Source organism: Streptomyces sp. NPDC092952, assembly GCF_044754785.1.
Lineage (GTDB): Bacteria > Actinomycetota > Actinomycetes > Streptomycetales > Streptomycetaceae > Streptomyces.
In genome coordinates this window covers 37220-59752 of the sequence record NZ_JBIVPT010000029.1, presented here as the reverse complement: position 1 = coordinate 59752, position 22533 = coordinate 37220, and the positions used below count along the sequence as shown (strand labels likewise).

Sequence of the window (22533 nt, the reverse complement as noted above, 5' to 3'; positions counted from 1 at the left end):
GGGCGGGGGGGGGGCGGGGGGGCCGCCGCCCCCGCGCGCCCCCGCCCCCCCCCGCCCCCCCCCCCCCCCCCCGGCCCCGGGGGGGGGGGGCGCCCCCCGCGGCGGGGGCCCCCCCCCCCCCCCCCCCCCCCCCCCCCCCCCCGGTGGTGCGCCGCCCCCGTCCCCACGGTGCGGCGCGAGCGGGTCGTCGTCATCCGCTCGGAACGACGGCCCACGTCTGTAGGGGCCGCCGGAGCGGCCCTCGTGATGCGTTGCCCTACGGCTCGGACGTACCGAGCCCGAGCGAGGGCAGGACCACGGTGTCCACGAAGCGGGTGAGGTACGCCGCGTCCGCCTCCTTGCCCTCCACCAGCGGCCGGGCCCGCATCACGCCCATGAGCTGCGCGGCGACGAACTCCGCCGCCGGGGTGTCCGCCGGGATCTCGCCCCGCTCGGCGCCCCGCCGGACCATGGCGTCGATCGTCGCCACGGCGGGCGCGATCAGCGCGTCGCGCAGCGCGCACAGCAGCTCGGGGCTGTGCAGCGCGGCATGGCTGAGCGCGTGCATCAGCGGGGTGTCGCGGCGGGAGCCCGTGCCGATCGCCAGCGCGGCCTCGTGCAGATCGCCCGGGAGCGTGCCGGTGTCGATGTGCGGCAGCAGCGACTGCTGGGTGCCGTGCAGGGCGGCCACCACCAGCTCGGGCTTGGAGCCCCACTGCCGGTAGAGCGTGGACTTGCCGCAGCGTGTCCGGGCGGCGACCCCCTCCATGGTGAGGGCCTCGTAACCGGACTCCCGCAGTATGTCGAGCACCGCCGCGTAGAACTCCTGCGCCCGCTCCGGGGTGATCTTCGATCGGCGCGGTGTGTGGACCGGTTCGGGTGCGACGTCCTGCGGCGGCATGGCTCTTCCCTCTCGGCGAAGCTGCGGCGAGGTTCTTCGATACGTCAGTGTACCGATACGCGCGTGTACCGATACGCCAACGTATCGGTACACTGGCGTATCGATATGGCGTGGTCCAGACCATGCCGCCGCAACAACGCTTCGTCAGCAAAGGGGCACCGGGTGATCGACGCCGGTAGCGAACCAGCAGATCGGGAGCCGGACAGTTCTGCCCGACCGCCCCTCGTCCGCGAGCTGCTTCTGGTCGTGGGACTCTTCGTCGTCTACAAGCTCGGCCGGCAGGCCGCCAACGGACATGTGGACGAGGCGTTCCGCAACGCCGGAAACGTCTGGGACCTCGAACGCGCCGTGCACCTGCCCGGCGAGGGGCTGGTGCAGAACCTGCTGCTGCGCGACGAGACGCTGATCCACCTCGCCAACACGTACTACGCGACCGTGCACTTCCCGGCCACGCTGCTCTTCCTGGCCTGGCTGTACTGGCGCCGCCCGCGCCACTACGTCTGGTCGCGCCGCGTCCTCGCCGCCCTCACCGGCGCCGCGCTCGCCCTCCACCTGCTCTTCCCGCTCGCCCCGCCGCGCATGCTGGCCGCCACCGGGCTCGTCGACACCGGCCAGGTCTACGGACCGACGGTGTACGGGGACACCCCGGCGACCGACTCGATGGCGAACCAGTTCGCCGCGATGCCCTCGCTGCACTTCGGCTGGTCGGTCATGGTCGCCGTCGGGCTGATCGTGGCGACCCGGACCCGGTGGCGCTGGCTGTGGCTGCTGCACCCGATCCTCACCCTGCTGGTGATAGTGGGCACCGCCAACCACTACTGGCTCGACTCGATCGTGGTCTCCGCGCTGCTCGCCCTGGCCCTCGCGGCGCTGCGGCTGCCGCGCGCGGAACCGGTGCCGGCCCCTCTTCCCTGGCCGTCCACGGCGGTCGGCCGCACCGGGGCGCGGCCCGCCACCGGATACGCCTCGTCCGGAGCCCCGCGATGAACGCCACCCTGATCGCCGTCGCGCTGTCCCTGGTCTCCGCCGGCGCCTACGCCTCGGCCGCGGTGGCGCAGGCCCGGCTCGCCGGACGCACCGAACCGGGCACCGGGGTGCTGCGGCTGCTCGGCCGGGGCGCCTGGTGGTCGGCGGTCGCACTGAACGCGGGCGGGGCGCTGCTGCACGTCGCGGCGCTCAAGTACGGCCCGCTCACGCTCGTGCAGCCCCTCGGCGCGCTCACCCTCGTCGCCGCCGTACCGCTCGGCGCGCGGGCCGCCGGGCGGCGGGTCAGCCGGATCGAATGGCGCGGCACCGTCCTCACCCTGCTCGGGCTCGGCGCCCTGCTGCTGACGGCGGGCGGCAGCGCCCCGCACGAAGTCCTCAGCCTGCCCGAGGCGCTGGCCGTCGGCGCCGGCACCATGGCCGTCGTCGCCGGGCTGAGCCGCCCGGGCGCCCGCCCCGGACTCAGGCACGCCGCGGCCTCGGGCATCACCTCCGGGGTGGCCTCCGCCCTCACCCAGACCCTGACCGTCTCGGTCACCGACCGCACCGGCCCGCTCTTCAGCTGGGAACTCCTCGTCGTCGCGCTGCTGGTCTCCGCGTTCGCGATGGGCGGGCTGCTGCTCTCCCAGACCGCCTACCGGGGCGGGCTGGGCGCGCCGCTGGCGGTCGTCACGCTCGCCAACCCGGTGGCGGCCGCCGCCATCGGCCTGGCCCTGCTCGGCGAACGCCTCCAGGGCGGGGCCGTCAGCCTGGTCCTCGCCCTGCTCGGTACGGCGGCCGCGGTGCGCGGTGTCGTACTGCTCAGCCGGGCCCAGGCACGGAACGCGCCCCGTGACGCCGAACCGCCGTCGCGGGTGGTGGCGGGAGCCCCGGGGCCGCTGGACGGCCGGCTGCTGCCGGAGCTGGAACAGGCGCCGGCGGGCGGGGCCTGATCCGGGTCACGGACGCGCTCCGCGCGTATTGCGGTGTATGCCGGTCCGATCCCGTTCACGTGGCGGTTGTGGGTGATTCGCCGGGAGCGAAGGATCCATGACGGGCACCGCGCGGACGGCGGGTGCCCCGTTCAGTGAGCCATGGCGGGGGATGAGGAGCAACCGTGAAGGCAGCAATGTTCTACGGCAGGGAAGATCTGCGGATCGAGGACGTCCCGGAGCCGGAGACCGGTCCCGGTCAGGTGAAGATCCGCAACGCGTACGTCGGTATCTGCGGGGGTGACGTGCACACCTACTTCCACCCGGAGGCCTCGCCCGTCGATCTCTTCCGGCCGCACCCCGTGACCGGCGCGCGGCTGCCGCAGCCCCTGGGGCACGAGTTCTCCGGGACGGTCGTCGAGGTCGGGGAAGGCGTCACCGGCATCGAGGTGGGCGATCGCGGCTCGATCTTCCCCACCGCCTACAGCTGTGGGACGTGCACGGCGTGCCGGCACGGGCGGCCCACCAGCTGCCGTCTCATGGCGGCGCTGGGGGCGAACGCCAACGGCGGCGGCATGGCGGAGTTCGTGGCGATCGACGCGAAGCAGTTCCACCGCCTTCCCGACGACGTCGACCTGCAGAGGGGCGCTCTGGTCGAGCCGATGTCCGTCGCGTGGCACGGTGCCGGCCGCAGCCGCTCCGGCCCCGGGGACGTCGTGCTCATCGCGGGCGCCGGCCCCGTCGGCATCGGGGCGTGGTACGCGTTCCGCGCCCGGGGGGTCGAGAACATCCTGGTGTCCGAGCCGGGCGGGGAGCGCCGGAGCAAGATGGCGGCGCTCGGGGCGCGGGTCATCGATCCGGTCACCGAGGACCTCGACGCGGCGGTCGCGGAACTGACGGGCGGTGACGGCGTCGACGTGTTCTACGACGCCGCCGGCGTCGGCGCGGCTCTGCGGACGGGCCTGGCCAACCTCGCCCCCGGGGGCCGGGTGATCCTCCAGTCGGGCCACGAGAAGCCCTTCGAGATCCAGCCGAACGAGATCATGATGGGCGAGTACGAGCTCCTGGGCTCGCTCGGATACCACCCCGACGAGTTCGACGGTGTCATCGGCCGGATGTCCGCGGGCGAGTACGACACCACCGGCTGGGTCGAGGAGATGGAGCTCGACGACGCCGTCGAGGCCATCCACAGGCTGCGCGCGGGCGCCGGGACCAAGATCCTGCTCCGCGTCGGGTGACGGCACCGGAGCGCGGAAGACCGGCCGGCGCCGGGTGTCAGCCGCTGCGGCCGAACACGCCCCATGCGGTGGGTCGCCGCACGGTGTCCCGTCTCTTTGTCGTGTTCGGCTGACAACTCACCTGTGCACGCGGTGTGCTGTTTCGTAGGCTCCCGAATGCGGGGCCCGTGGTGCCCTGTTCGGTTCCCGTCGTCAGGAGGCACACCATGGCGCTCCCGCCCACCGGATGGCACAGGAGCAGCTACAGCGGCGACTTCGAGGACGCGTGCGTGGAGGCCCGCGAGAACGGGGGGAGCCGCGGGGTGCTCGTCCGCGACACCAAGGACCCCGCCCGCCGGCCGCTCGCGGTCTCCGGCCCCGCCTGGCGCGCGTTCCTCGGGGCACTCGACTCCCCTCGCGCCTGAGTACATATCCGGTCCGGCCGGAACCATGTGCCAGGGGAGTCGGAACCCAGTGCCGTATCAGGCCACGTTCGCCCTGTGTTCGATGCGGGATATGGTCCTCGGTCATGGGCGAATTGGTGTTGATCAGGCATGGTGAGACCGCATGGAGCCGGACCGGCCAGCATGCCGGCCGGTCCGACCTGCCGCTGACCGAGGCGGGGGAGGACGCGGCGCGTGCGCTCGCGCCTCGGCTGGCGGGACGGGAGTTCGTCGCCGTCTACAGCAGCCCGCTGGCCCGCGCTGTGAGAACCGCCGAACTGGCGGGTCTGAGCGGCGCGGAGCCCGACACGGACCTGGTCGAGTGGGACTACGGTCGCTACGAAGGGCTGACCGCCGAGCAGATCCAGGAACTCAAGCCCGGCTGGGAGCTGTGGCGTGACGGCGTCGACGCCGGCGAGGACCTCGCGCACGTGACGGTGCGGGCCGACGCGTTCCTCGGGCGGGTCCGACCGCTGCTGTACAAGGGCGACGTGGCCGTCGTTGCGCACGGCCATCTGTCACGCGTACTCACCGCGCGCTGGCTCGGGCTCGACGCGTCGGCCGCGCGGCAGTTCGGGCACCCGCGTCCGGGGACGATCAACACGTTGGGGTTCGAGCACCGGCTGCCAGTCGTGCTGGGGTGGAACGCGCTGTAATTGCGGCTTTCCATCCATGATCTTGCAGGGTATCCCCGCCTTCAGGCGGGGAGGGAATGCATCTCTGGACTGCTCTGACCCGCAGGTCACAGCGGACGCTTCTGCTCCTCGACGTACTGACGGATCGCGGTGAGCGGTGCGCCGCCGCACGACCCGGCGAAGTAGGAGCGGGACCAGAAGACGGAGCCCATGCCGATGCGGTTGATGCGGCCGGTGTACTCGGCCCGCAGGTATCGGGAGCTGACGCCCTTGAGGCTGTTGATCAGCTTGGACAGGGCGACCTTCGGCGGGTAGTGCACGAGCAGGTGGACGTGGTCGGCTTTGCCGTTGAACTCCCGCAGCTCCACCTCGAACTTGCCGCACACCTCCCGCATGATCTCTTCGCACCGCTTGAGCATGGCGTCATCGAAGACGCCGCGCCGGTACTTGGTGACGAACACCAAGTGTGCGTGCAGGTCGTAGGAGACATGGTGACCGGTGCGGATATTAAGGTCTGGTTCCCAGCGCGGTGACATACGCCAAGGGCAATATCGTCTTCGGAGCTGGCCAGGAAGGGGGTGGGTCGGATGATCCGTGCATACAAGTTCCTCATCAGGCCCACCTCGGGCCAGGCCGCCGCACTGACGGCGATGCTCGCCGACCACTGCAGCCTCTGCAACGGAGCGTTGCAGGAACGCCGTGACGCCTACCGGCACGTCTCCAAGACCTCGGTCACGTACGGGCAGCAGTCAGCTCAGCTCAAGGAAATCCGGGCGTTCGACCCGGAGCGTCAGGGCCGGTGGTCGTTCTCGTCGCAGCAGGCGACCTTGCGGCGGCTGGACAAGGCGTTCCAGGCGTTCTTCCACCGCATCAAGTCCGGGGACGCGCCGGGTTACCCGCGCTTCCGGGGCGTCAGTTGGTTCGGCACGGTGGAGTTCCCCAGGGACGGCGACGGCTGCCGCTGGGACTCCACCCCGCACGACCCTGTCACCCGCGTCCGTTTCCGGAGCGTTGGGCACATCAAGGTCAACCAGCATCGGCCCGTGGTCGGCAAAGTCAAGACCGTGTCCGTCAAGCGTGAGGGCAAACGCTGGTACGTCATCCTGACCACAGAGCAGCCCCAGCCTGAGCCGCTTCCGGAGACCGGCAGCGTGGTCGGTATCGATATGGGCATCGCTTCCTTCCTCACCACTTCCCATGGCGGGCATGTCGAGAATCCCCGACATGCCCGGAAGGTCGCCGCGAAGCTCGAAGCCGCACAGCGAAAGGTCAGCCGGTTTGGGCGCGTGCGCCGTGACAAGCGGTCGGCCAATCATCAGCGGGCTGTTCAGCGGGTTGCGGGCCTGTATCGGAAGGTGCGTCGTCAGCGCCTGGACCACGCGCACAAGACCGCACTCGACCTCGTACGCCGGCATGACTTCATCGCGCATGAAGACCTGAAGATCCGCAACATGATCAAGACCCCGGCCCCGAAGCCGGACCCCGAACAACCGGGCGGATTTCTGCCCAACGGGGCCGGTGCGAAGGCCGGACTCAACCGCTCGATCACTGACGCCGGTTGGGGGGTGTTCCTGACGATCCTCACCGCCAAGGCTGCAAGTGCCGGACGGGAAGTGATCGCCGTGGACCCCCGCAACACTTCCCTGCAGTGCCCCGAATGCGGGCACACCGCGAAGGGGAACCGGCCCACGCAGGAGAAGTTCCACTGCGTCAGCTGTGGCCACCAGGCGCACGCTGACCGTGTTGGGGCGCTCAATGTTCTACGGGCCGGGCTGGTCCGTCGCGACGCCAACCCGGCATAGCGAGAAGCCCGCTCATCCATGAGGGGGAGGAGTCACATCCCGTCCACGGCGCAGTTGCTGTCGTGCGGTCAGGCGATGCCGGCCCTGTCGACGACGGAGCGTGGGCGCCGGTCGTCGGCGTGGCGGTTTCGCCGGATGGCGCAGCGGCGGACCACTCTGCCCCGCTCCTTGCGGCCGTCTGCCTTCGCCATTGCCGGTCTCGCGTACACGTACTCGTTCTGCCACCCGGACTGGGCGACCGCCACGCGCCGTCCTGCACAGCGCCAGGACGGCGCGTCAGATCACAACAGGGCTGATGCGGAACTAGGAGATGTCCGGTCGACCGGGGCCTGGTACGTCGGATTCGTCCAGTGCCCGGGTCAGCCAGCCGATCCAGAAGTTCTCCAGGTCGATGCCGCCGCGCAGGACGAGATGGCGCAGCCGGTCCTCCTCGGAGTCCCGCTCGGGCGGGAAGTCCCGCTCCTCGATCTCCAGGTACTCCGCCAGTTGACGGCGGTGCAGCCCGAGATGGCGGCGGAGCTCCGCGTCCAGGCCGGGCGCGCCGACGACCGCCGCCGCCCGCATGCGCAGCAGCAGCGGGTCACGGACCGGCTTCGGGTCCTCCTGGCGCGCCACCCAGGCGGTGAGCGCAGCGCGGCCCGCCGGCAGCACCTCGTACTCCTTCTTCCGGCCCCGGGCGGGGCGCTGCGTTGGCAGTTCCCGGATCTGTCCGGCCTGCTCCAGCTTCCCCAGCTCCCGGTAGATCTGCTGATGCGTGGCGGACCAGAAGTAGCCGATCGAGCGGTCGAACCTGCGGGTCAGCTCCAGCCCCGACGACGGTTTCTCCAGGAGGGCGGTGAGAATCGCGTGGGGGAGTGACATGGGCGCATCCTAGGCACGGACCGGGGGCAGTGGTACGGGGAGGGCCGGTGGCGCGGGGGCCACTTCCGTACCACCGGCCCAGCGGCTCACAGGGCGGCCGCGAGTTCCGTGCCCTGGTGGATCGCCCGCTTGGCGTCCAGCTCGGCCGCCACGTCGGCGCCGCCGACGAGATGGGCGGTGCGGCCCGCGGCACGCAGCTCCTCGTACAGGTCGCGGCGCGGTTCCTGGCCCGTGCAGAGCACGATCGTGTCGACGGGCAGGACGTGCCGCTCGCCGTCGACGGTGAGGTGCAGGCCCTCGTCGTCGATCCGGTCGTAGACGGCCCCGGCGATCGTCGTGACGCCGCGGTGGCGCAGCTCGGTGCGGTGGATCCAGCCGGTCGTCTTCCCCAGGTCCGCCCCGACCTTGCCGGTCCGGCGCTGGATCAGATGGACGGTGCGCGGGCTCCTCGGGTGCTCGGGGGTGCCGAGTCCGCCCCGCTCGCGGTAGTCGGTGTCGACGCCCCACTGCCGGAAGAACGCCTCCGCGTCGCGGCTCGTCGCACCGTCCGGGCCGGTCAGGAACTCGGCGACGTCGAAGCCGATCCCGCCCGCCCCGATGATCGCCACCCGGTCGCCGACCGGTGCCCCGTCGCGCAGCACGTCGAGGTAGCCGACCACGCTGGGGTGGTCCTGGCCGGGGATGCCGGGGGAGCGCGGGGTGACTCCGGTGGCCAGGACCACCTCGTCGAAGCCGTCCAGCTCCCCGGCGGTGACCGGTGCGCCGAGGCGGAGCTCCACCTTCTCCTCGCGGAGCCGGGTGGTGAAGTAGCGCAGCGTCTCGTCGAACTCCTCCTTGCCGGGGACCCGGCGTGCCACGTTCAGCTGGCCGCCGATCTCCCCGGCCGCGTCGAACAGCGTCACCGTGTGCCCGCGTTCGGCCGCCGAGACCGCGCAGGCGAGGCCGGCGGGCCCGGCGCCCACGACAGCCACCCGCTTCACCGTGCGGGTCGGTGCGAGGACGAGCTCGGTCTCGTGGCAGGCGCGCGGATTGACCAGGCAGGAGGTGACCTTGCCGCTGAAGACGTGGTCCAGGCAGGCCTGGTTGCAGCCGATGCAGGTGTTGATCGCGTCGGCGCGGCCGGCGGCCGCCTTGGCGACGAAGTCGGGATCGGCCAGGAACGGCCGCGCCATCGACACCAGGTCCGCCCGGCCCGAGGCGAGGACCTCCTCGGCGACCTCCGGCGTGTTGATGCGGTTGCTGGTCACCACCGGCACCGAGACCGCGCCGCGCACCTTCTCGGTGACCCAGGTGTAGGCGCCGCGCGGCACCGAGGTGGCGATGGTGGGGATCCGGGCCTCGTGCCAGCCGATCCCGGTGTTGATGATCGTGGCGCCGGCCGCCTCGATCTCCCGGGCGAGGCGCACGACCTCCTCCAGGGAGGAGCCGCCCGGCACCAGGTCCAGCATCGACAGCCGGTAGATCAGGATGAAGTCCGCGCCGACCCGCTCCCGGACCCGCCGCACGATCTCGACCGGGAAGCGGATGCGGTTCTCGTACGAGCCGCCCCAGCGGTCGGTGCGGTGGTTGGTGGCGGCCGCGATGAACTCGTTGATCAGATAGCCCTCGGAGCCCATGATCTCGACCCCGTCGTACCCGGCCCGGCGGGCGAGCACGGCGGCCCTGACGAAGTCCTCGACGGTCTCCTCGACCTCGTCGTCGGTCAGGGCGTGCGGGGTGAAGGCGCTGATCGGGGCCTGGATCGCGCTGGGTGCCACCAGGCCGGGGTGGTGCGCGTACCGGCCGAAGTGCAGGATCTGCATCGCGATCCGGCCGCCCGCCGCGTGGACCGCCGAGGTCACCAGGGCGTGCCGCTCGGCCTCGGCCCCGGTGGTCATCATGGCCCCGCCGGGGAAGGAGCAGCCCCGCTCGTTGGGGGCGATGCCGCCGGTGACCATCAGGCCGACACCGCCCCGGGCGCGCTCCGCGTAGAAGGCGGCCATCCGCTCGAAGCCGTTCTCCGCCTCTTCGAGGCCGATGTGCATCGAGCCCATCAGGACCCGGTTGGGGAGTGTGGTGAACCCCAGGTCGAGCGGGCTCAGCAGATTCGGGTACGGGCTCATGCGGCGGCTCCTCGCGCGGTCGGTTCCGCCAGTTGTAATCCACCGGAACGCCGCTATGCAACAAGTTGCACAATGGCGTGGGTCTCACCGCCGGACACCCGTCCGTCGCCCGGACGGCCCAGCAGCACGGCCCGCCGGGGCCCCGCGCCACGGAGAGTGGAACCACGACCGTCCCGGCCGGTCGGCGCGCGGCCCGCCCGCGTCCTTCGGCCCGAAACCCCGTGGAGACCTCATGCCCTGCTTCGACCGACGTGACCTCGGCCTGCTCGTCCTGCGGGTGGGGACCGGCGCGGTGCTGGCCGCGCACGGCACCCAGAAGCTGGCCGGCTGGTTCGGCGGCGGGGGCATCGAGGGGACCACCGCCGCGATGGAGGCGATGGGATTCCACCCGCCGAAGCACAGCGCGGTCGCCGCGGGGCTCGGCGAGGCGGGCGGCGGCGCGCTGCTGGCCCTCGGCCTCGCCACCCCGGCCGCCGGGGCGGCGGCGGCCGGGGCGATGGCGGGCGCGGTGGCCGTCCACGCGCCCGCCGGGTTCTTCGCGCAGGGCGGCGGTTACGAGTACCCGGCGTTCCTCGGCTTCACCGCCGCCGCGATCGGCCTCATCGGGCCGGGCCGCTGCTCCCTCGACCACGTCACCGGGCATGTCCTCAACCGGCCGTGGACCGTCGCCCTGGCCTTCGCGGGCAGCGCGGTCGCCGCCGCGGCCGTGGTCGGCAGGCGTGCCAGGGGCCGGGCCGCGGTGGATCCCGACGCCACCTGACGGCCCGGCCCGCCCGCTCCCGGCTACTTCCGGAAGGCCGTCGCCCCGGTCATCCCCGGAAGGCCAGCGACGCGGCCGGGGAGGCGTTCCCGTACGCGTCGACGGCGACCACCCGGGCCACGTACCGGCCACCGGGCACGGCACCCGGCACCGGGATGTCGAGGGTGTTCGGGCGGGGCATGAAGGTGTAGTCCGAGAGGACCTTGGACGAGACGACCGGGGCGCCGGTCCTGGCGTCCGTGATGTCGACGGTGTAGTGGTGCACCATCTGGTCGTCCCGGGCCTGCGCGATCCGCAGGGCCGTGCCCCCCTTGGCGCCGTCCACCCGGGACAGCGGACGGCTCGTGGTGAACGCGGGCGCGACGGTGTTGCGCGTGGTGTCCGTGTAGCGGAAGTTCTTCTTGATCTCCTTGTTCGTCGAGCCCTTCAGCCGCACCGTCCAGGTGGATCCGGCGAGGGTGCCCGCGCTGGCGTAGGGCGGCTGCCAGTTGGCCGACCACTTTCCGCCGGTGTAGATGTCGTGCTTGTCCGCGGCCATGTTCACCCGCGCGATCTCCGTGCGGTCCCGGTAGACCTCGACGAAGAGCGCCTGCGCGGTGGGCGTCTCGAAGCGGTCGGCCAGACCGTTCTCGGTGACCGCCTGGTAGCCGTGGTCGACCTCGACGTACGACATCGAACCGTCGTTGACCGAGGTGAAGTCGCGCTGGTGGATCGAACGGTCGTCGTTGACGTTCAGATGCGAGTGGCCCGAGAAGAGGACGGTCTGCGGGAAGGCGCTCAGGTCCTCGGCGAGCCGCGGGTTGGCCGCCTGCTGGCCGTCCATCGTCGTACCCGTGGTGGGCCGGTGGCCCTGGACCAGGACCGGCTTGCCGGTGTAGGCCGGGTCCGAGGTGATCGCGGCGAGCCGCTTCCTGAGCCAGCCGCGCTGGGCGGTGTCGGAGTCGTACGTCTCGGTGTTGACGGTGAGGACGTGCAGGCCCTTCACCTCGGACTCGTAGTAGCCGCCGCCCGAGTCGGGGAACCAGTCGGCCGGGTAGCCGGCCCGGATCGCCGCGAGGCTCGCGTCGTGGTTGCCGTTGGAGATCAGCAGCCGGGTGCCGGTCATGCCCTTGCGGGCCAGGTTGGCCTGGAAGATCTCGGAGACGATCCTGTGGTCGGGGCCCTTGCCGTCGCCGTTGTCGTTGATCATGTCGCCGTTGGACAGGATCGCGTCGGGCCGGGGGAAGATCGACCCGATGGTGTCGAAGAAGCTCTCGTACTTCTTGTCGGCGTCCTTGTGGCTGCCGACGTGCACGTCGGACATGACGACGAGCCGGGCGAGCGGCTTCTCCCGCGTCTTGATCAGATAGCCGTACGAGACCGGGACGCTGCTCCGGTTGCCGTGGAAGGCGACCGCGGTGACGTTGGTGTCCTTGGTGATCCGCAGCGGGCGGCCGGGGGAGTAGACGCTGCTGTCGCGGGTCGGGGTGGTGCCGTCGAGCGTGTAGCGGACGGTGGTGCCGCGCTCGGCCTGGAACCTGACCTCGACCGCGTGCTCGTACCGTCCGCCCGGGACGGTGACGGCGGGGGCGGACGGGGTGCGCGTGCCGGGGGAGTCGGCCTGCGCGGCGGTCGGGGCGATCAGCGCGACGGACGTCGCGGCGACGGCGAGGGGGATGAATCTCACGGGGGGTCCCTGTTCCCCGGTCCGAAAGCCCGCTCCGGATTTCCGGACCGGTTGTGTAACGGGTGGATAACCGGTCTGAACCAGAGAAGTTAGGTGCCGTGGGCCAGCCACTGGTGCGGCCCGGTGGGCGCCCGGATGAAGCGATCATGAACGTCTGTGGGGCGGCGAGCCCGTTCGGCCCCGCCGCCCCACCCCGTGCCCGGTCAGCCCGATGTGCTCCGGCGGCCGCCCCGCGCCGCCGCGACCAGCTCCCGCACCGTGCCGAACTTGACCCGGGGGCGTCCCTCGGCGCGGCCCCGGGCCAGCTCGGCCCGGTCGATGGCGGCCAGCCCCCGGGCGTCGACCACCTGGCGGTTACGGCTCCTGGCCAGCTTCCGGAACTCCTTCGGTGCGGGCGCCGGTGCCGTCAGCCGGCCGGCCACCGCGTCGGCCAGCAATGTGCCCACGGTCTCGGCGGCGCAGGTGCGGTTGGCGCCGATCCCGCCCGAGGGCCCGCGCTTGATCCAGCCGACCACGTACGTCCCCGGCATGCCCGCCACCCGGCCGCGCTCGTGCGGGACGGTGCCGGTCCCCTCGTCGAACGGGAGGCCCGCGACCGGTACGCCGCGGTAGCCGACCGCCCGCAGCAGGACGCCCGCGGGGATCTCCGACTCCTCCCGCCCGTCGGTCACCCGCACCGCCCGCACGGCTTCGTCGCCCAGTGCCTCCACGGGGGCGGAGTGGAACCGCAGCACGATCCGCCGCCCCGGGCCGGGCGCGCCCGACCAGTCGACCGTCTCCCGGCGCACCCCGCGCAGCAGCGCCGCCCGGCCGTCCGCCGCCGCGCCGTCGATCGCGTCACCGGTCCGGGGATCGCGGTCGTCCACCACCAGCTCCACCCCCGGCAGCCGCTTGAGGGCCAGCAGCTCCGAGGCGCTGTACGCCGCGTGCTCCGGTCCGCGCCGTCCGAGGAGCACCACCTCGCGCACCTCCGAGGCCCGCAGCGCCGCGAGCGCGTGGTCCGCGATGTCCGTACCGGCCAGCGCGTCCGGGTCCGCGACCAGGATGCGGGCTACGTCGAGGGCGACGTTGCCGTTGCCCGCCACGACCGCCCGGGGCGTGTCCAGGGCGACCGGGTCCGGTGCGGCCTCCGGGTGCGCGTTGTACCAGGCGACGAACGAGGTGGCCGAGACGCTGCCCGGCAGGTCCTCGCCGGGGATGCCGAGCCGGCGGCCGGTGGAGGCGCCCACCGCGTAGACCACCGCGTCGTGGTGGGCGGCCAGCTCCGCGGCGGTGACGTCCTTGCCGATCTCGACTCCCAGAAGCATCCGCACCCGGGGGTGGGCGTGGAACCGGGCGAAGGTCTCGCCGACCTTCTTGGTGGACGGGTGGTCGGGCGCCACGCCGTACCGGACGAGCCCGCCGGCCACCGGCAGCCGGTCGACCAGGGTCACCTCGGCGTTGGTGTGCAGCAGCAGGTCCTCGGCCGCGTACATGCCGGCCGGCCCCGTGCCGACGACCGCGACCCGGATCGGCCCGAAGTCCGAGGGCAGGCTCCGCTCGAACGAAGGGGCTTCCCAGTGATGGAAGTTGGGCCCCTCGCCGACGGGTTCCGGCTCCCGGTCCGCGTAGTAGGCGGCGTTGATCGCGGCGTACTCCCGCTGCCCCTCGGGCAGGGAGTCCACCGGGAAGACCGCGTCGACCGGGCAGGCGTCGGCGCAGGCCCCGCAGTCGATGCAGGCCCTCGGGTCCACGTACAGCATCTCCGTGCTGCCGAAGGCCCGCTCCTGCGGGGTCGGGTGGATGCAGTTGACGGGGCACACGGCGACGCAGGTGGCGTCGTTGCAGCAGGTCTGGGTGATCGCGTAGGTCATCTCGTCGGCTCGGGTCGCTCGGCTCGGATCGGCTCTCTCGGGTCGGGACGGGTCAGATCAGGTGGGCGCGCCGGTAGAGGGCCAGCGCGGGCCGGGTGAGGAGCCGGGCCGAGGCCAGGAACTCCATCAGCCCCGAACAGCTCGACCTCATCAGGGACTTGTGGTGCTCATTGGCGGCGGCCTCGGCGAGGGCGCGCCGGGCGTCGAGCCCGGCGTTCGCGTAGACCTCGCGGTTCACCATGCTGGTGACGATGAAGTAGGACGCCACGGCGATCACGAACGCGTGGATCCGCCGCCGCACCGGACCCGCGTTCCGCAGCCGCCTGCGGGTCTCGTCTCGGGCGAACTTCATGTGCCGGGACTCCTCGACGACATGGATGTTGTTGATGGTGCGGACGAACGGCGCGACCCGCTCGTCCCGCATCCAGTCGCGCTGCATGACGTCGAGGACCTCCTCGGCGACCAGGATCGCCGCGTACGCCGCCTCGCCGAAGGCGAGCGTCTTGAACGCCCGCCCGAGTTCGACCACCGCGCGGCGCGGCCGGTACGCCGGAGCACCCAGCTTCGCCGCCCCGCGGGCGAACATGATGGAGTGCCGGCACTCGTCCGCTATCTCGGTGAGGGCCCACTGGAACCGGGGATCGGTGGCGTCCGTGGTGTAGATGTCGCGCAGCACCATCTGCTGGAGGATCATCTCGAACCAGATGCCGGTGCTGGCCACCGAGGCGGCCTCCTGCCGCGTCAGCTCCTTGCGCTGCTCCTCGGTCATCTCGGCCCAGTACGAGGTGCCGTAGAGCGTGCTCCACTCCGGGCTCGCGCCGTGGAACTCCTTGTCCAGCGGGGTGTTCCAGTCCACCTCGGTGGCCGGGTCGTACGAGAGCTTCGCCGACGATTCGAGCAGGCGCCGGGCGACGTCGTTCTCGTCGAACCGGTCCTGGTCCTGCGGCCGAACGGTGCTGCTTGCCATGGTGCGGCTCCTCGATTCGACTGATCGACTCGGCGCTCGCCGGGCGCCTCGCCCGCTTGTTAGACGTCACGTCTAGCAAGCTGTTAGACGGAACGTATAGCAAGAGTGCGGTGCGGGCCTACCCCCTGGACGGAATCCGGTCGCCCGGTCTCCGGTCCGGCGGGCGCGGAGGGCCGGGTTCCGGCGGCGGGGCCGGGGACGGCAACTCACCTTTCCCTCCAGCATGTTGAAGGATTCCCCGTCCGCCGGGCGGTACGCCGGGCCGGGGCTGTCGGTGGGCCGTGCTGTACTGGGCACCGCCCGCCCCACCTCTCACCGGAGGCCCGCCCATGGCCCGGCTCCACATCCGTACCGGCGTCGACCCCGACGAGCCCGCGACTCCCTTCGTGACCCTCCACGTCGACCCGGACGGGACGCCCGGCGAGCGCGTAGCCGCCCGGCTCGGCGACCACTGCTACGAGGGCGACGGCGTGTTCTACCTGGTGCGCACCGACGGCTGGGCCGAGCGCTCCCTCGACGGCCACCGCCTGACCGTCGGCCTCGCGGTGTACGCCTCCGTGCTGGTGCGCACGGGAGTGGACCCGGCGGAGTTCCCCGACCGCTCGGCGGCGGACCCCGAAGCGGTGGTGGTCCTGCGCGTGGAGACCGGAGTGGACCCGGAGCTGTACGCGCGGGCGGCGCCCGCCACCGTGCTCCTCGTCGAGGAGCACGGTGGCGCGCCGGACGCCGGGGAGGCGGAGGAGGACTGGCCGGTGATCCTGGCGCCCCCGCCCGGGAGCGAGCCGGAGCCCGGGGAGTGAGCCCGTCCCCGGTGGGCGCGACCCGCCACGCCCGGCGTACGCCGTTCGCCTGAGATAGATCGCGAGATCCGGTCAGCGCTCCGTGTCATACGGGCATCCCGCGCCGGTCGGAGATCGAACATGCCCTCATGAGACGTATCTCCCAGCGCTTCGGCGCGCTGCGTGCCCGAGTCGGAAGCACCGGTACGGCCATGGCCGTGGCCGTGGCGACCGTGCCGGTGCTCGCCCTCGGACTCGGTGCGGCGCCCGCCCAGGCGGCGCCGCTCCCCGGCGGCCTCGGCCCCTGCGTACCCGGTTCCTGTCCGAACCCGTTCCCCGGGGTCAACAACGGTCCGTTCGCCGGCCGCGACGACGCCGTCAACGTCTTCGTCGGCGACGACTTCCTGGTACGGGGCCGGGCCGCGGAGGCCGAGGGCCGCGTGGTCGTGCTCGACAACTTCGACCAGCAGAAGGAGGCCGGGGCCAGCAGCCTGTACAACCTCGGGATCGCCGGGGTCGGCTCCCGGGTCCCCCCGTCCCCCGGCGCGGACTTCCTGACCACCGGCGGGAACCTGACGGTGGCCCCGGGCCAGCGCCTCGACCTCACCGGCGGGGTCATCGAGGAACCCGGCGTCGCACGGTACGCCGGAACCGAGTCCGGAACGGTGGACGGACGGCTCGTCCACGACCCGGACGCCGCCGTGCCGTACGCCGGGCTGCGGGACGACCTGACCGCGGCCAGCCGCTGCTACGCCCGGGTCGACGGGCGGCCCAGGGAAGCCACCGGAACGGCGGTCAACGAGGGCGGGCAGACCGTCTTCCGCGGCGACGGCCGATCCGCGCTCCAGGTCTTCAACGTGGACTTCGACCTGACCGCGCCCGGCGGCGGCCCCCAGGGAATCGTCTTCGAGGACATCCCCGCCGACGCCACCGTCCTGGTCAACATCGTCGGCGCCAACCGCACCGTCAACACCTACAGCGGCGCCATCAACGACAGCGACGACCCGCTCAACGCGCTGCGCGAGCGGCTGCTGTGGAACATCCCCGACGCCACCACCGTCCACCTCCAGGGCATCGGCCAGATGCAGGGCAGTTTCCTCATCGGCGACCAGGCGTCCATGACGACGGTGACCATGGCCGGGGTCAACGGCCGCTTCTTCACCACCGGTTCGCTCACCCACACCAGCGTCGAGAACGGTGGCGGTGGCCAGGAGTTCCACGCCTACCCCTTCGACGGAGACCTGCCCGACTGCTCCGGCGTGCCCATGGTCACCGGCCAGGTCCGGGTCCTCAAGTCCGACGCCGACACCGGGGACCCGCTGCCGGGCGCCCACTTCGAGCTGTGGCGGGAGAGCAACGGCGTCCCCGGCCTCCAGACCGGCGGGACCACGCCCGACACCCGGGTGACCACCTGCGTCACGGCGGCCGACGGGCGCTGCTCCGTCACCGCGACGACCGGCACGTACTACTGGCGTGAGACCGCCGCCCCTCCCGGCTACGACCTGCCCGATCCCGATGTCTTCGGCCCGCTGGTCCTCACCGAGGAGAACGCGAGCGAGGGCGTGGAGGCCGAGGCCTGCGACGTGAGAACCGTCGAGCCGCACAACCACGGCTCGATCCACCTCACCAAGACCGACCGCAAGGACGGCAGGCCGCTGCCGGGCGCCGTGTTCGAGACCTGGAAGGAGACCAACGGCATCGCCGGCCTCCAGACCACGGGCGTGAACCCCGACACCCGCTTCGGCCCCGGCTGCGCCACCGACGGGAACGGGCGGTGCGACTTCACGGACCTGCCGCTCGGGGACTACTACCTGCTGGAGACCGCCGTGCCGGAGGGCTACGAGCGGCCCGAGAACCCGGTCTTCGGCCCCTACGCGGTGACCGAGGCCAACAGTGCCGAGGGTGTGGACGTCGAGCTCTCCAACGAGCGCGGTGAGCCCTGCAAGGGCAAGTCCTGCTGACACCGGTACGGCGTACGACCGCCCCGGGCGACCGGGGCGGTCACCGGTTCGGCCACCACAACAGGGCGGCCGGACCGGTGCGCTGTTTCACTGGCGGAAACGGTCCCCCCCCGTACGCCAGGAGGTTCGCCCCGTGCGTCCTGCCCCCATATCCGCCCTCGTGTCCGCCGCCGCCGCGGCGGTCCTCGTGTCCGTGCCGCTCGCGGCCCCCGCCACCGCGGCCCCCGCTCCCGCCGCCGGGTGCACCGCACCGACCGGCCCCTACCAGCGGGAGCTGGAGAAGTACCTCGGCCGCCCCGTCGACGGCATCCAGTCCGAGGCGGACTGCGAGGCCATCAGAACGTTCCAGGCCAAGCAGGAACTGCCCCGCACCGACGGATACGCGGACCTGTCCACGTACCGCTACATGCTCGCGGTCCAGGCGGCCGACGACCCGAACGCCGCCGGGCACTGCCCCGTCCGCACCTACCGGGTCACCTGCGTGGACATGGACCGGCAACTGCTGTGGGTGCAGACGAACAAGCGGATCGACTTCCGCCCGGTCCCGATACGCACCGGGCGCCAGTCCCAGGAGACCCGGCCCGGCTGGCACTCCATCTACTGGCGCGACAAGGACCACGTCTCCTCGCTGTACGACGACGCCCCCATGCCGTACTCCCAGTTCTTCGACGGCGGCCAGGCCCTGCACGGACATCCGGGCGACCTCTTCGACGGCGGCGGCTCCGCGGGCTGCGTCAACCTCACCGTCGAGGACGCCGCCAAGCTGTGGGACCTGCTCAAGCTCGACGACGCCGTCTACGTCTGGGGCGTCAAGCCGGGCACCGGCTCCTGAGCGGTCCGCCCCGCGGCGGGTCCGCCGACGTGCCCCGGGCCGGAGCGGTCCGGGGCACCGTCACATGCGGCCGGTGAATCCGGCGACCCACTCGGAGGTGGCCCGGAGCCCGCCGAAGGTATAAAAGTGGATCTTCACCTCGCCGTGCCGTGCCGGGTCGTACCCCTCGGCCAGGGTGTGCAGGAACCGGTCCGGGCCCGCGGTGCCCATCAGGTTGGTGAGGGAGAGGCCGTACTTCCTGGCGATGGAGGTGCTGGTGCCCACACCGAACCGCTTGGCGTAGTTCAGCAGTCGTCGTACCCCGGCCGGTCCCGGCACGCCGACCCGGACGGGCAGGGTGATGCCCTCGTCCCGGACGCGCTCGATCCAGGCCAGCACGGGATCCGCGTCGAAGCCGAACTGGGTGATGATGTCGGCGCCCAGCCCCTGGTCGGCGACGGCCGCGCTCTTCTTGCGCAGGGTGGCCCACAGCACGTCGGAGGCGATGGCCGGGTGTCCCTCCGGATATCCGGCGATCCCGATGTGCCGGACCCCGTACGCGGACGGCAGGCCGGACTCGATCAGGGAGAGGGCGTCCGGGTACGGCCCTTGTGGACGGGCGGGGTCGCCGCCCACGGCGAAGACGTCGGTGTGGGCGTCACCGGACCGCAGCCCGTCGAGGAACGCCTCGAACTCGGCCCGGGAGGCCAGCCGGCGGGCGGACATGTGCGGTACCGGGCGGAACCCGAGACGCTTCGCGGCCAGGGCCGCCCCGAGCCGGGCCTCCTGGTCCTCGTTGCCGAGGAAGGTCACGTTGATCCGGGTCCCGGGCGGGACGAGAGGTGCGGCCTCCTCCAGCCCCGGTACGTCCTTGCCGGTCATTTCGAGGGAGAAGTCGCCGAGCAGCGGCGGACGCGTTGCCGGGGCGGAAGGGCTGTGAGGGTTCATCGTGCTCCTGTCGGGGGCCGAGGGAGGATAACAAGAGCCCGGAGACGGCCGTACGGGCGGGCCGGGCCGCGCCTACGCCGCCACGGCGCGGCCGGCCCCGGGGCGCGACCCGTCGGCGGGCCACGGGCACCGGCCGGACGGGCGTCCCGGCCCCGGAGGATCCGTCGGGGCCGGACGCCAACGGCCCCTCCACCTCTGGCGGTTGAAAAATTTTCCGCCCGGCTCCGCGTGTTCCCGCAGCTCACCGGAGCGCGCATTGGTCTGGTCCACTAACAGGACGGAAAACTGTTTACCGGACCCGCCCTCCTGTGGCTCACTGTGTCATGTTCGCGTCATCGGACGCGCGTAGACCCTGCCGGGAACGCGTGTCCGACTCCTCCTGACCGGACGCACGCAGCTCCGCCGGCCGCGGCGCCGCCCGTACACCGGCGCCGCGGGATCCACCGCACGAAGGACCACGCGGCACCACTGCATCCCACCCCCCCCACCAAGCAGGAGGAAGCCTTGTTCTCCCGGAGCCTTTCCCGTAAATCCGTACAGCAAAGACTCACCTCGGCCGGCGTCGTCGGTGCGAGCCTCGCCCTGGCCGTCGGTCTGCTGTCGGGCACCGCCTCCGCCGCACCGCACCCGTCGGACAGCGCCGTACCGCAGGGCAAGGGGTACATGGGCGTGGGCTACGTCCAGGACGGCAGGGACTTCAAGCCGGACACCCGGCAGCTGCGCCTCGACGCGAAGCCGGACATGAACATCCAGGCCACCCCCCTGGGTGTAGACGTCTCCAGCTGGCAGGGCGGCATCAACTGGGGCTCGGTCCGCGGCGCCGGCATCGAGTTCGCCTGGATGAAGGCGACCGAGGGCACCACGTACAAGGACCCCACCTTCAGCGCCAACTACCTGGGCGCCTACAACGCGGGCGTGATCCGGGGCGCGTACCACTTCGCGCGGCCCGACGTGTCCGGAGGCGCGGCACAGGCGAACTTCTTCGCCAGCAACGGCGGCGCCTGGTCCCGCGACAACCTGACGCTTCCCGGCGTGCTCGACATCGAGGGCAGCTGCTACGGCCTGTCGGCCGCCGCGATGCAGTCGTGGATCCTCGACTTCTACAACACGTACAAGGCCCGCACCGGCCGCGACGTCGTGATCTACACCAGCCCGAGCTGGTGGAACTCCTGCACCGGCGGCTGGAGCGGCATGTCCGCGCGCAGCCCGCTGTGGGTGGCCCACTGGACCACCGCGAGCAACCCCTCCATCCCGGCGGGCTTCCCGTACTGGACCGTCTGGCAGTACAGCTCCACCGGCTCGGTGAGCGGTGTCTCCGGGAACGTCGACCGCGACCGCTTCGGCGGCGACCGCTCGCGTCTGCTGGCCCTGGCCAACAACACCCCGTGACGGCGGGTGTCGGTACCCGGTGACCGCCCCGGGTCTCTGTAACCCTGGGGACCACCGGCGACCCGGGCCGGAGCGGCGGTGCCTGCCGCTCCGGCCCGGAGCCCTGCCGCGGCCGGCCGGCGGACGGCCGGTCCGGCCCTCCGGCCCCTCTCCGGCCGGACGCAACGACAGTTCGCGAAGGAGCACGTCATGACCGCGACACCACGGTCCCTCAGCAGGCGCGGCGCCCTGCTCGCCACGACCGCGGCCCTGGTCGGCGGGGTGGGGGCGGCGGGCCGCGCGGGCGCGGCCCCGCGCCTGCCCGAGGGCGCCCGCCTGCGGCTGCCCGGGCTGACCCCGGCCCAGCGCGCCGGGCAGTGCGTCATCCACTCCTACCCGGGGCTCACGCCTCCCGCCGCCCTGCTGGACGCCATCAGGGAGGGGCGCACGGCCGGAGTGATCTTCTTCGGCGAGAACATCGAGAACCTGACCCAGATCGAGGGCGTCGTCCGGACGATGAACGAGGCGCACGCCTCCGCCCCCGTGGAGGCTCCGCTGCTCCTGATGACCGACCAGGAGGGCGGCCTGGTACGCCGCCTGCCCGGCGAGCCCGTGCTGTCCGCGAAGGCCGTCGGCGCCTCCGCGGACCCGGAGGCGCAGGCCCGGTTCACCGGCGAGGGTGCGGGCATGAACCTCGCGGGCGTCGGCATGAACGTCAACCTGGCGCCGGTGCTCGACGTGTACCGCAAGGCCGGTGACTTCACCGACCGGTACCAGCGGTCGTACGGCGACGACCCGGCGGCGGTGGCCGCCTGCGGCGCGGCCTTCGTCACCGCGCAGCAGAATGCCGGGGTGGCCGCCACCGCCAAGCACTTCCCCGGCCTCGGCCCCGCCACCACCAACCAGAACACCGACCTGGGCCCGGTCACCCTCACCACGTCCGCGGCCACCCTGCGCGCCACCGACGAGGCGCCGTACCGGGCGGCGATCGGGGCGGGGGTCGGGCTCGTCATGCTCTCCTGGGCCGTCTACCGGTCGCTCGACGCCGACAGGCCCGCCGGCCTGTCCCCGGCCGTGGTCGGTGAGCTGCGCGACCGGCTCGGATTCCCGGGCGTGACCATCACCGACGCCCTGGAGGCCGGGGCCCTGCGCGCCTTCGGCGGCACCGCGGAACGGGCCGTACTGGCCGCCGGGGCGGGCATGGACCTGCTGTTGTGCTCGGCCCGCGACGTCGCCCAGGGGAACGACGCGGTGACCGCCCTCGGCCGGGCACTGGCGGACGGCACGCTCGACGGCGCCGCCTTCGACGCGGCCGCCGCCCGCGTCAACGCCCTGCGCGCCGGGCTGGCCTGACCGCCGACCGCTTCGCCGCCGAGCCGCCCGTACCCCGCTCTCCGCGCGGCGGCGAAGTGGCCCGGTGCGCCCTCGGGCGGACCACCTTTTGGGCATGCACATGTCTTGACCGGTGGCTGCCGTCGCACGCACCGTTGCGGGGCCGATCTTCCGAAGGAGTCATGTGAACAGCAAGTTGCCCGGCGCGCACGGGGGTCCGGGCGCGCGCGCCGCCCGTCCGGCCGCTCCGCCG

Annotated in this window: 20 protein-coding genes; 12 read left to right on the top strand and 8 right to left on the bottom strand. The window is 72.5% G+C overall.

Annotated features, from left to right (window positions below):
• Window positions 1–256: 256 nt before the first annotated feature.
• Window positions 257–880, bottom strand: a complete 624-nt coding sequence (locus tag ACIQGQ_RS34795; protein ID WP_402403916.1) for a TetR/AcrR family transcriptional regulator — start codon at window positions 878–880, stop codon at window positions 257–259.
• A 162-nt stretch (window positions 881–1042) separates the two neighbouring features.
• On the opposite strand from ACIQGQ_RS34795, the gene ACIQGQ_RS34790 reads away from it, so the two are divergent.
• From ACIQGQ_RS34790 to ACIQGQ_RS34770, 5 genes are all read left to right on the top strand, one after another.
• On the top strand, window positions 1043–1867 hold the full coding sequence (locus ACIQGQ_RS34790) for a phosphatase PAP2 family protein (RefSeq protein WP_402403913.1): 825 nt from the start codon (window positions 1043–1045) through the stop codon (window positions 1865–1867).
• On the top strand, window positions 1864–2796 hold the full coding sequence (locus tag ACIQGQ_RS34785; RefSeq protein ID WP_402403911.1) for a hypothetical protein: 933 nt from the start codon (window positions 1864–1866) through the stop codon (window positions 2794–2796). Before ACIQGQ_RS34790 ends, ACIQGQ_RS34785 begins: the two co-directional genes overlap by 4 nt.
• A gap of 164 nt (window positions 2797–2960) precedes the next feature.
• On the top strand, window positions 2961–4013 hold the full coding sequence (locus tag ACIQGQ_RS34780) for an alcohol dehydrogenase catalytic domain-containing protein (protein WP_402403909.1): 1053 nt from the start codon (window positions 2961–2963) through the stop codon (window positions 4011–4013).
• A gap of 206 nt (window positions 4014–4219) precedes the next feature.
• A complete protein-coding gene (locus ACIQGQ_RS34775) occupies window positions 4220–4417 on the top strand; it encodes a DUF397 domain-containing protein (RefSeq protein ID WP_402403906.1) in 198 nt (65 codons plus the stop codon).
• A gap of 104 nt (window positions 4418–4521) precedes the next feature.
• Window positions 4522–5091 carry a histidine phosphatase family protein gene (locus tag ACIQGQ_RS34770; RefSeq protein WP_402403904.1) on the top strand — a complete coding sequence of 190 codons (570 nt, stop codon included), beginning with the start codon at window positions 4522–4524 and terminating at the stop codon, window positions 5089–5091.
• A gap of 86 nt (window positions 5092–5177) precedes the next feature.
• Here the strand turns inward: ACIQGQ_RS34770 and tnpA are convergent, their stop codons facing one another.
• Window positions 5178–5606: an IS200/IS605 family transposase gene (gene tnpA, locus ACIQGQ_RS34765; RefSeq protein WP_402403901.1), complete on the bottom strand. Its 429-nt coding sequence runs from the start codon at window positions 5604–5606 to the stop codon at window positions 5178–5180.
• A 51-nt stretch (window positions 5607–5657) separates the two neighbouring features.
• Here tnpA and ACIQGQ_RS34760 point away from each other — a divergent pair, with 51 nt between their 5' ends.
• On the top strand, window positions 5658–6872 hold the full coding sequence (locus ACIQGQ_RS34760) for an RNA-guided endonuclease InsQ/TnpB family protein (protein ID WP_402403898.1): 1215 nt from the start codon (window positions 5658–5660) through the stop codon (window positions 6870–6872).
• A gap of 303 nt (window positions 6873–7175) precedes the next feature.
• On the opposite strand, the gene ACIQGQ_RS34755 is transcribed toward ACIQGQ_RS34760, so the two are convergent.
• Both ACIQGQ_RS34755 and ACIQGQ_RS34750 read right to left on the bottom strand, forming a co-directional pair.
• Window positions 7176–7733, bottom strand: a complete 558-nt coding sequence (locus tag ACIQGQ_RS34755) for a PadR family transcriptional regulator (RefSeq protein WP_402403895.1) — start codon at window positions 7731–7733, stop codon at window positions 7176–7178.
• Between the two features lie 86 nt (window positions 7734–7819).
• Entirely contained in the window at window positions 7820–9835 is a 2016-nt protein-coding gene (locus tag ACIQGQ_RS34750; protein ID WP_402403892.1) for an FAD-dependent oxidoreductase, read from the bottom strand.
• A gap of 232 nt (window positions 9836–10067) precedes the next feature.
• Between ACIQGQ_RS34750 and ACIQGQ_RS34745 the strand changes: the two genes are divergently transcribed.
• Window positions 10068–10595 carry a DoxX family membrane protein gene (locus ACIQGQ_RS34745; RefSeq protein WP_352274498.1) on the top strand — a complete coding sequence of 176 codons (528 nt, stop codon included), beginning with the start codon at window positions 10068–10070 and terminating at the stop codon, window positions 10593–10595.
• Between the two features lie 49 nt (window positions 10596–10644).
• On the opposite strand, the gene ACIQGQ_RS34740 is transcribed toward ACIQGQ_RS34745, so the two are convergent.
• From ACIQGQ_RS34740 to ACIQGQ_RS34730, 3 genes are all read right to left on the bottom strand, one after another.
• Window positions 10645–12261, bottom strand: coding sequence for a chitobiase/beta-hexosaminidase C-terminal domain-containing protein (locus ACIQGQ_RS34740; RefSeq protein WP_402403889.1), 1617 nt, complete (start codon window positions 12259–12261; stop codon window positions 10645–10647).
• Window positions 12262–12464: 203 nt separating this feature from the next.
• Window positions 12465–14114 carry an FAD-dependent oxidoreductase gene (locus tag ACIQGQ_RS34735; protein ID WP_402403886.1) on the bottom strand — a complete coding sequence of 550 codons (1650 nt, stop codon included), beginning with the start codon at window positions 14112–14114 and terminating at the stop codon, window positions 12465–12467.
• A gap of 52 nt (window positions 14115–14166) precedes the next feature.
• Entirely contained in the window at window positions 14167–15081 is a 915-nt protein-coding gene (locus ACIQGQ_RS34730) for a diiron oxygenase (protein ID WP_402403883.1), read from the bottom strand.
• Between the two features lie 329 nt (window positions 15082–15410).
• On the opposite strand from ACIQGQ_RS34730, the gene ACIQGQ_RS34725 reads away from it, so the two are divergent.
• The 3 genes from ACIQGQ_RS34725 (at window position 15411) to ACIQGQ_RS34715 (ending at window position 18653) form a co-directional block, all read left to right on the top strand.
• Window positions 15411–15881: a hypothetical protein gene (locus ACIQGQ_RS34725; protein WP_402403881.1), complete on the top strand. Its 471-nt coding sequence runs from the start codon at window positions 15411–15413 to the stop codon at window positions 15879–15881.
• A 128-nt stretch (window positions 15882–16009) separates the two neighbouring features.
• Complete coding sequence (locus tag ACIQGQ_RS34720; RefSeq protein ID WP_402403879.1) at window positions 16010–17821, top strand: choice-of-anchor A family protein; 1812 nt, start codon at window positions 16010–16012, stop codon at window positions 17819–17821.
• Between the two features lie 133 nt (window positions 17822–17954).
• Window positions 17955–18653 (top strand): L,D-transpeptidase family protein, encoded by a 699-nt coding sequence (locus ACIQGQ_RS34715; RefSeq protein ID WP_402403876.1) that lies wholly within the window; start codon window positions 17955–17957, stop codon window positions 18651–18653.
• A 60-nt stretch (window positions 18654–18713) separates the two neighbouring features.
• On the opposite strand, the gene ACIQGQ_RS34710 is transcribed toward ACIQGQ_RS34715, so the two are convergent.
• Window positions 18714–19580, bottom strand: coding sequence for a methylenetetrahydrofolate reductase (locus ACIQGQ_RS34710; RefSeq protein ID WP_402403873.1), 867 nt, complete (start codon window positions 19578–19580; stop codon window positions 18714–18716).
• Window positions 19581–20084: 504 nt separating this feature from the next.
• Between ACIQGQ_RS34710 and ACIQGQ_RS34705 the strand changes: the two genes are divergently transcribed.
• Entirely contained in the window at window positions 20085–20969 is an 885-nt protein-coding gene (locus tag ACIQGQ_RS34705) for a GH25 family lysozyme (protein WP_402403870.1), read from the top strand.
• 189 nt (window positions 20970–21158) lie between these two features.
• Window positions 21159–22301 carry a glycoside hydrolase family 3 N-terminal domain-containing protein gene (locus ACIQGQ_RS34700; protein ID WP_402403867.1) on the top strand — a complete coding sequence of 381 codons (1143 nt, stop codon included), beginning with the start codon at window positions 21159–21161 and terminating at the stop codon, window positions 22299–22301.
• The last annotated feature ends 232 nt before the right edge of the window (window positions 22302–22533 follow it).

Bases quoted from the DNA above. Each gene is read 5' to 3' on its own strand.
- ACIQGQ_RS34710 (WP_402403873.1), bottom strand. From the start codon at position 19,580: ATGAACCCTCACAGCCCTTCCGCCCCGGCAACGCGTCCGCCGCTGCTC.
- ACIQGQ_RS34755 (WP_402403895.1), bottom strand. From the start codon at position 7,733: ATGTCACTCCCCCACGCGATTCTCACCGCCCTCCTGGAGAAACCGTCG.
- tnpA (WP_402403901.1), bottom strand. From the start codon at position 5,606: ATGTCACCGCGCTGGGAACCAGACCTTAATATCCGCACCGGTCACCAT.
- ACIQGQ_RS34750 (WP_402403892.1), bottom strand. From the start codon at position 9,835: ATGAGCCCGTACCCGAATCTGCTGAGCCCGCTCGACCTGGGGTTCACC.
- ACIQGQ_RS34770 (WP_402403904.1), top strand. From the start codon at position 4,522: ATGGGCGAATTGGTGTTGATCAGGCATGGTGAGACCGCATGGAGCCGG.
- ACIQGQ_RS34775 (WP_402403906.1), top strand. From the start codon at position 4,220: ATGGCGCTCCCGCCCACCGGATGGCACAGGAGCAGCTACAGCGGCGAC.
- ACIQGQ_RS34725 (WP_402403881.1), top strand. From the start codon at position 15,411: ATGGCCCGGCTCCACATCCGTACCGGCGTCGACCCCGACGAGCCCGCG.
- ACIQGQ_RS34785 (WP_402403911.1), top strand. From the start codon at position 1,864: ATGAACGCCACCCTGATCGCCGTCGCGCTGTCCCTGGTCTCCGCCGGC.
- ACIQGQ_RS34760 (WP_402403898.1), top strand. From the start codon at position 5,658: ATGATCCGTGCATACAAGTTCCTCATCAGGCCCACCTCGGGCCAGGCC.
- ACIQGQ_RS34730 (WP_402403883.1), bottom strand. From the start codon at position 15,081: ATGGCAAGCAGCACCGTTCGGCCGCAGGACCAGGACCGGTTCGACGAG.
- ACIQGQ_RS34745 (WP_352274498.1), top strand. From the start codon at position 10,068: ATGCCCTGCTTCGACCGACGTGACCTCGGCCTGCTCGTCCTGCGGGTG.
- ACIQGQ_RS34795 (WP_402403916.1), bottom strand. From the start codon at position 880: ATGCCGCCGCAGGACGTCGCACCCGAACCGGTCCACACACCGCGCCGA.
- ACIQGQ_RS34720 (WP_402403879.1), top strand. From the start codon at position 16,010: ATGAGACGTATCTCCCAGCGCTTCGGCGCGCTGCGTGCCCGAGTCGGA.
- ACIQGQ_RS34700 (WP_402403867.1), top strand. From the start codon at position 21,159: ATGACCGCGACACCACGGTCCCTCAGCAGGCGCGGCGCCCTGCTCGCC.
- ACIQGQ_RS34735 (WP_402403886.1), bottom strand. From the start codon at position 14,114: ATGACCTACGCGATCACCCAGACCTGCTGCAACGACGCCACCTGCGTC.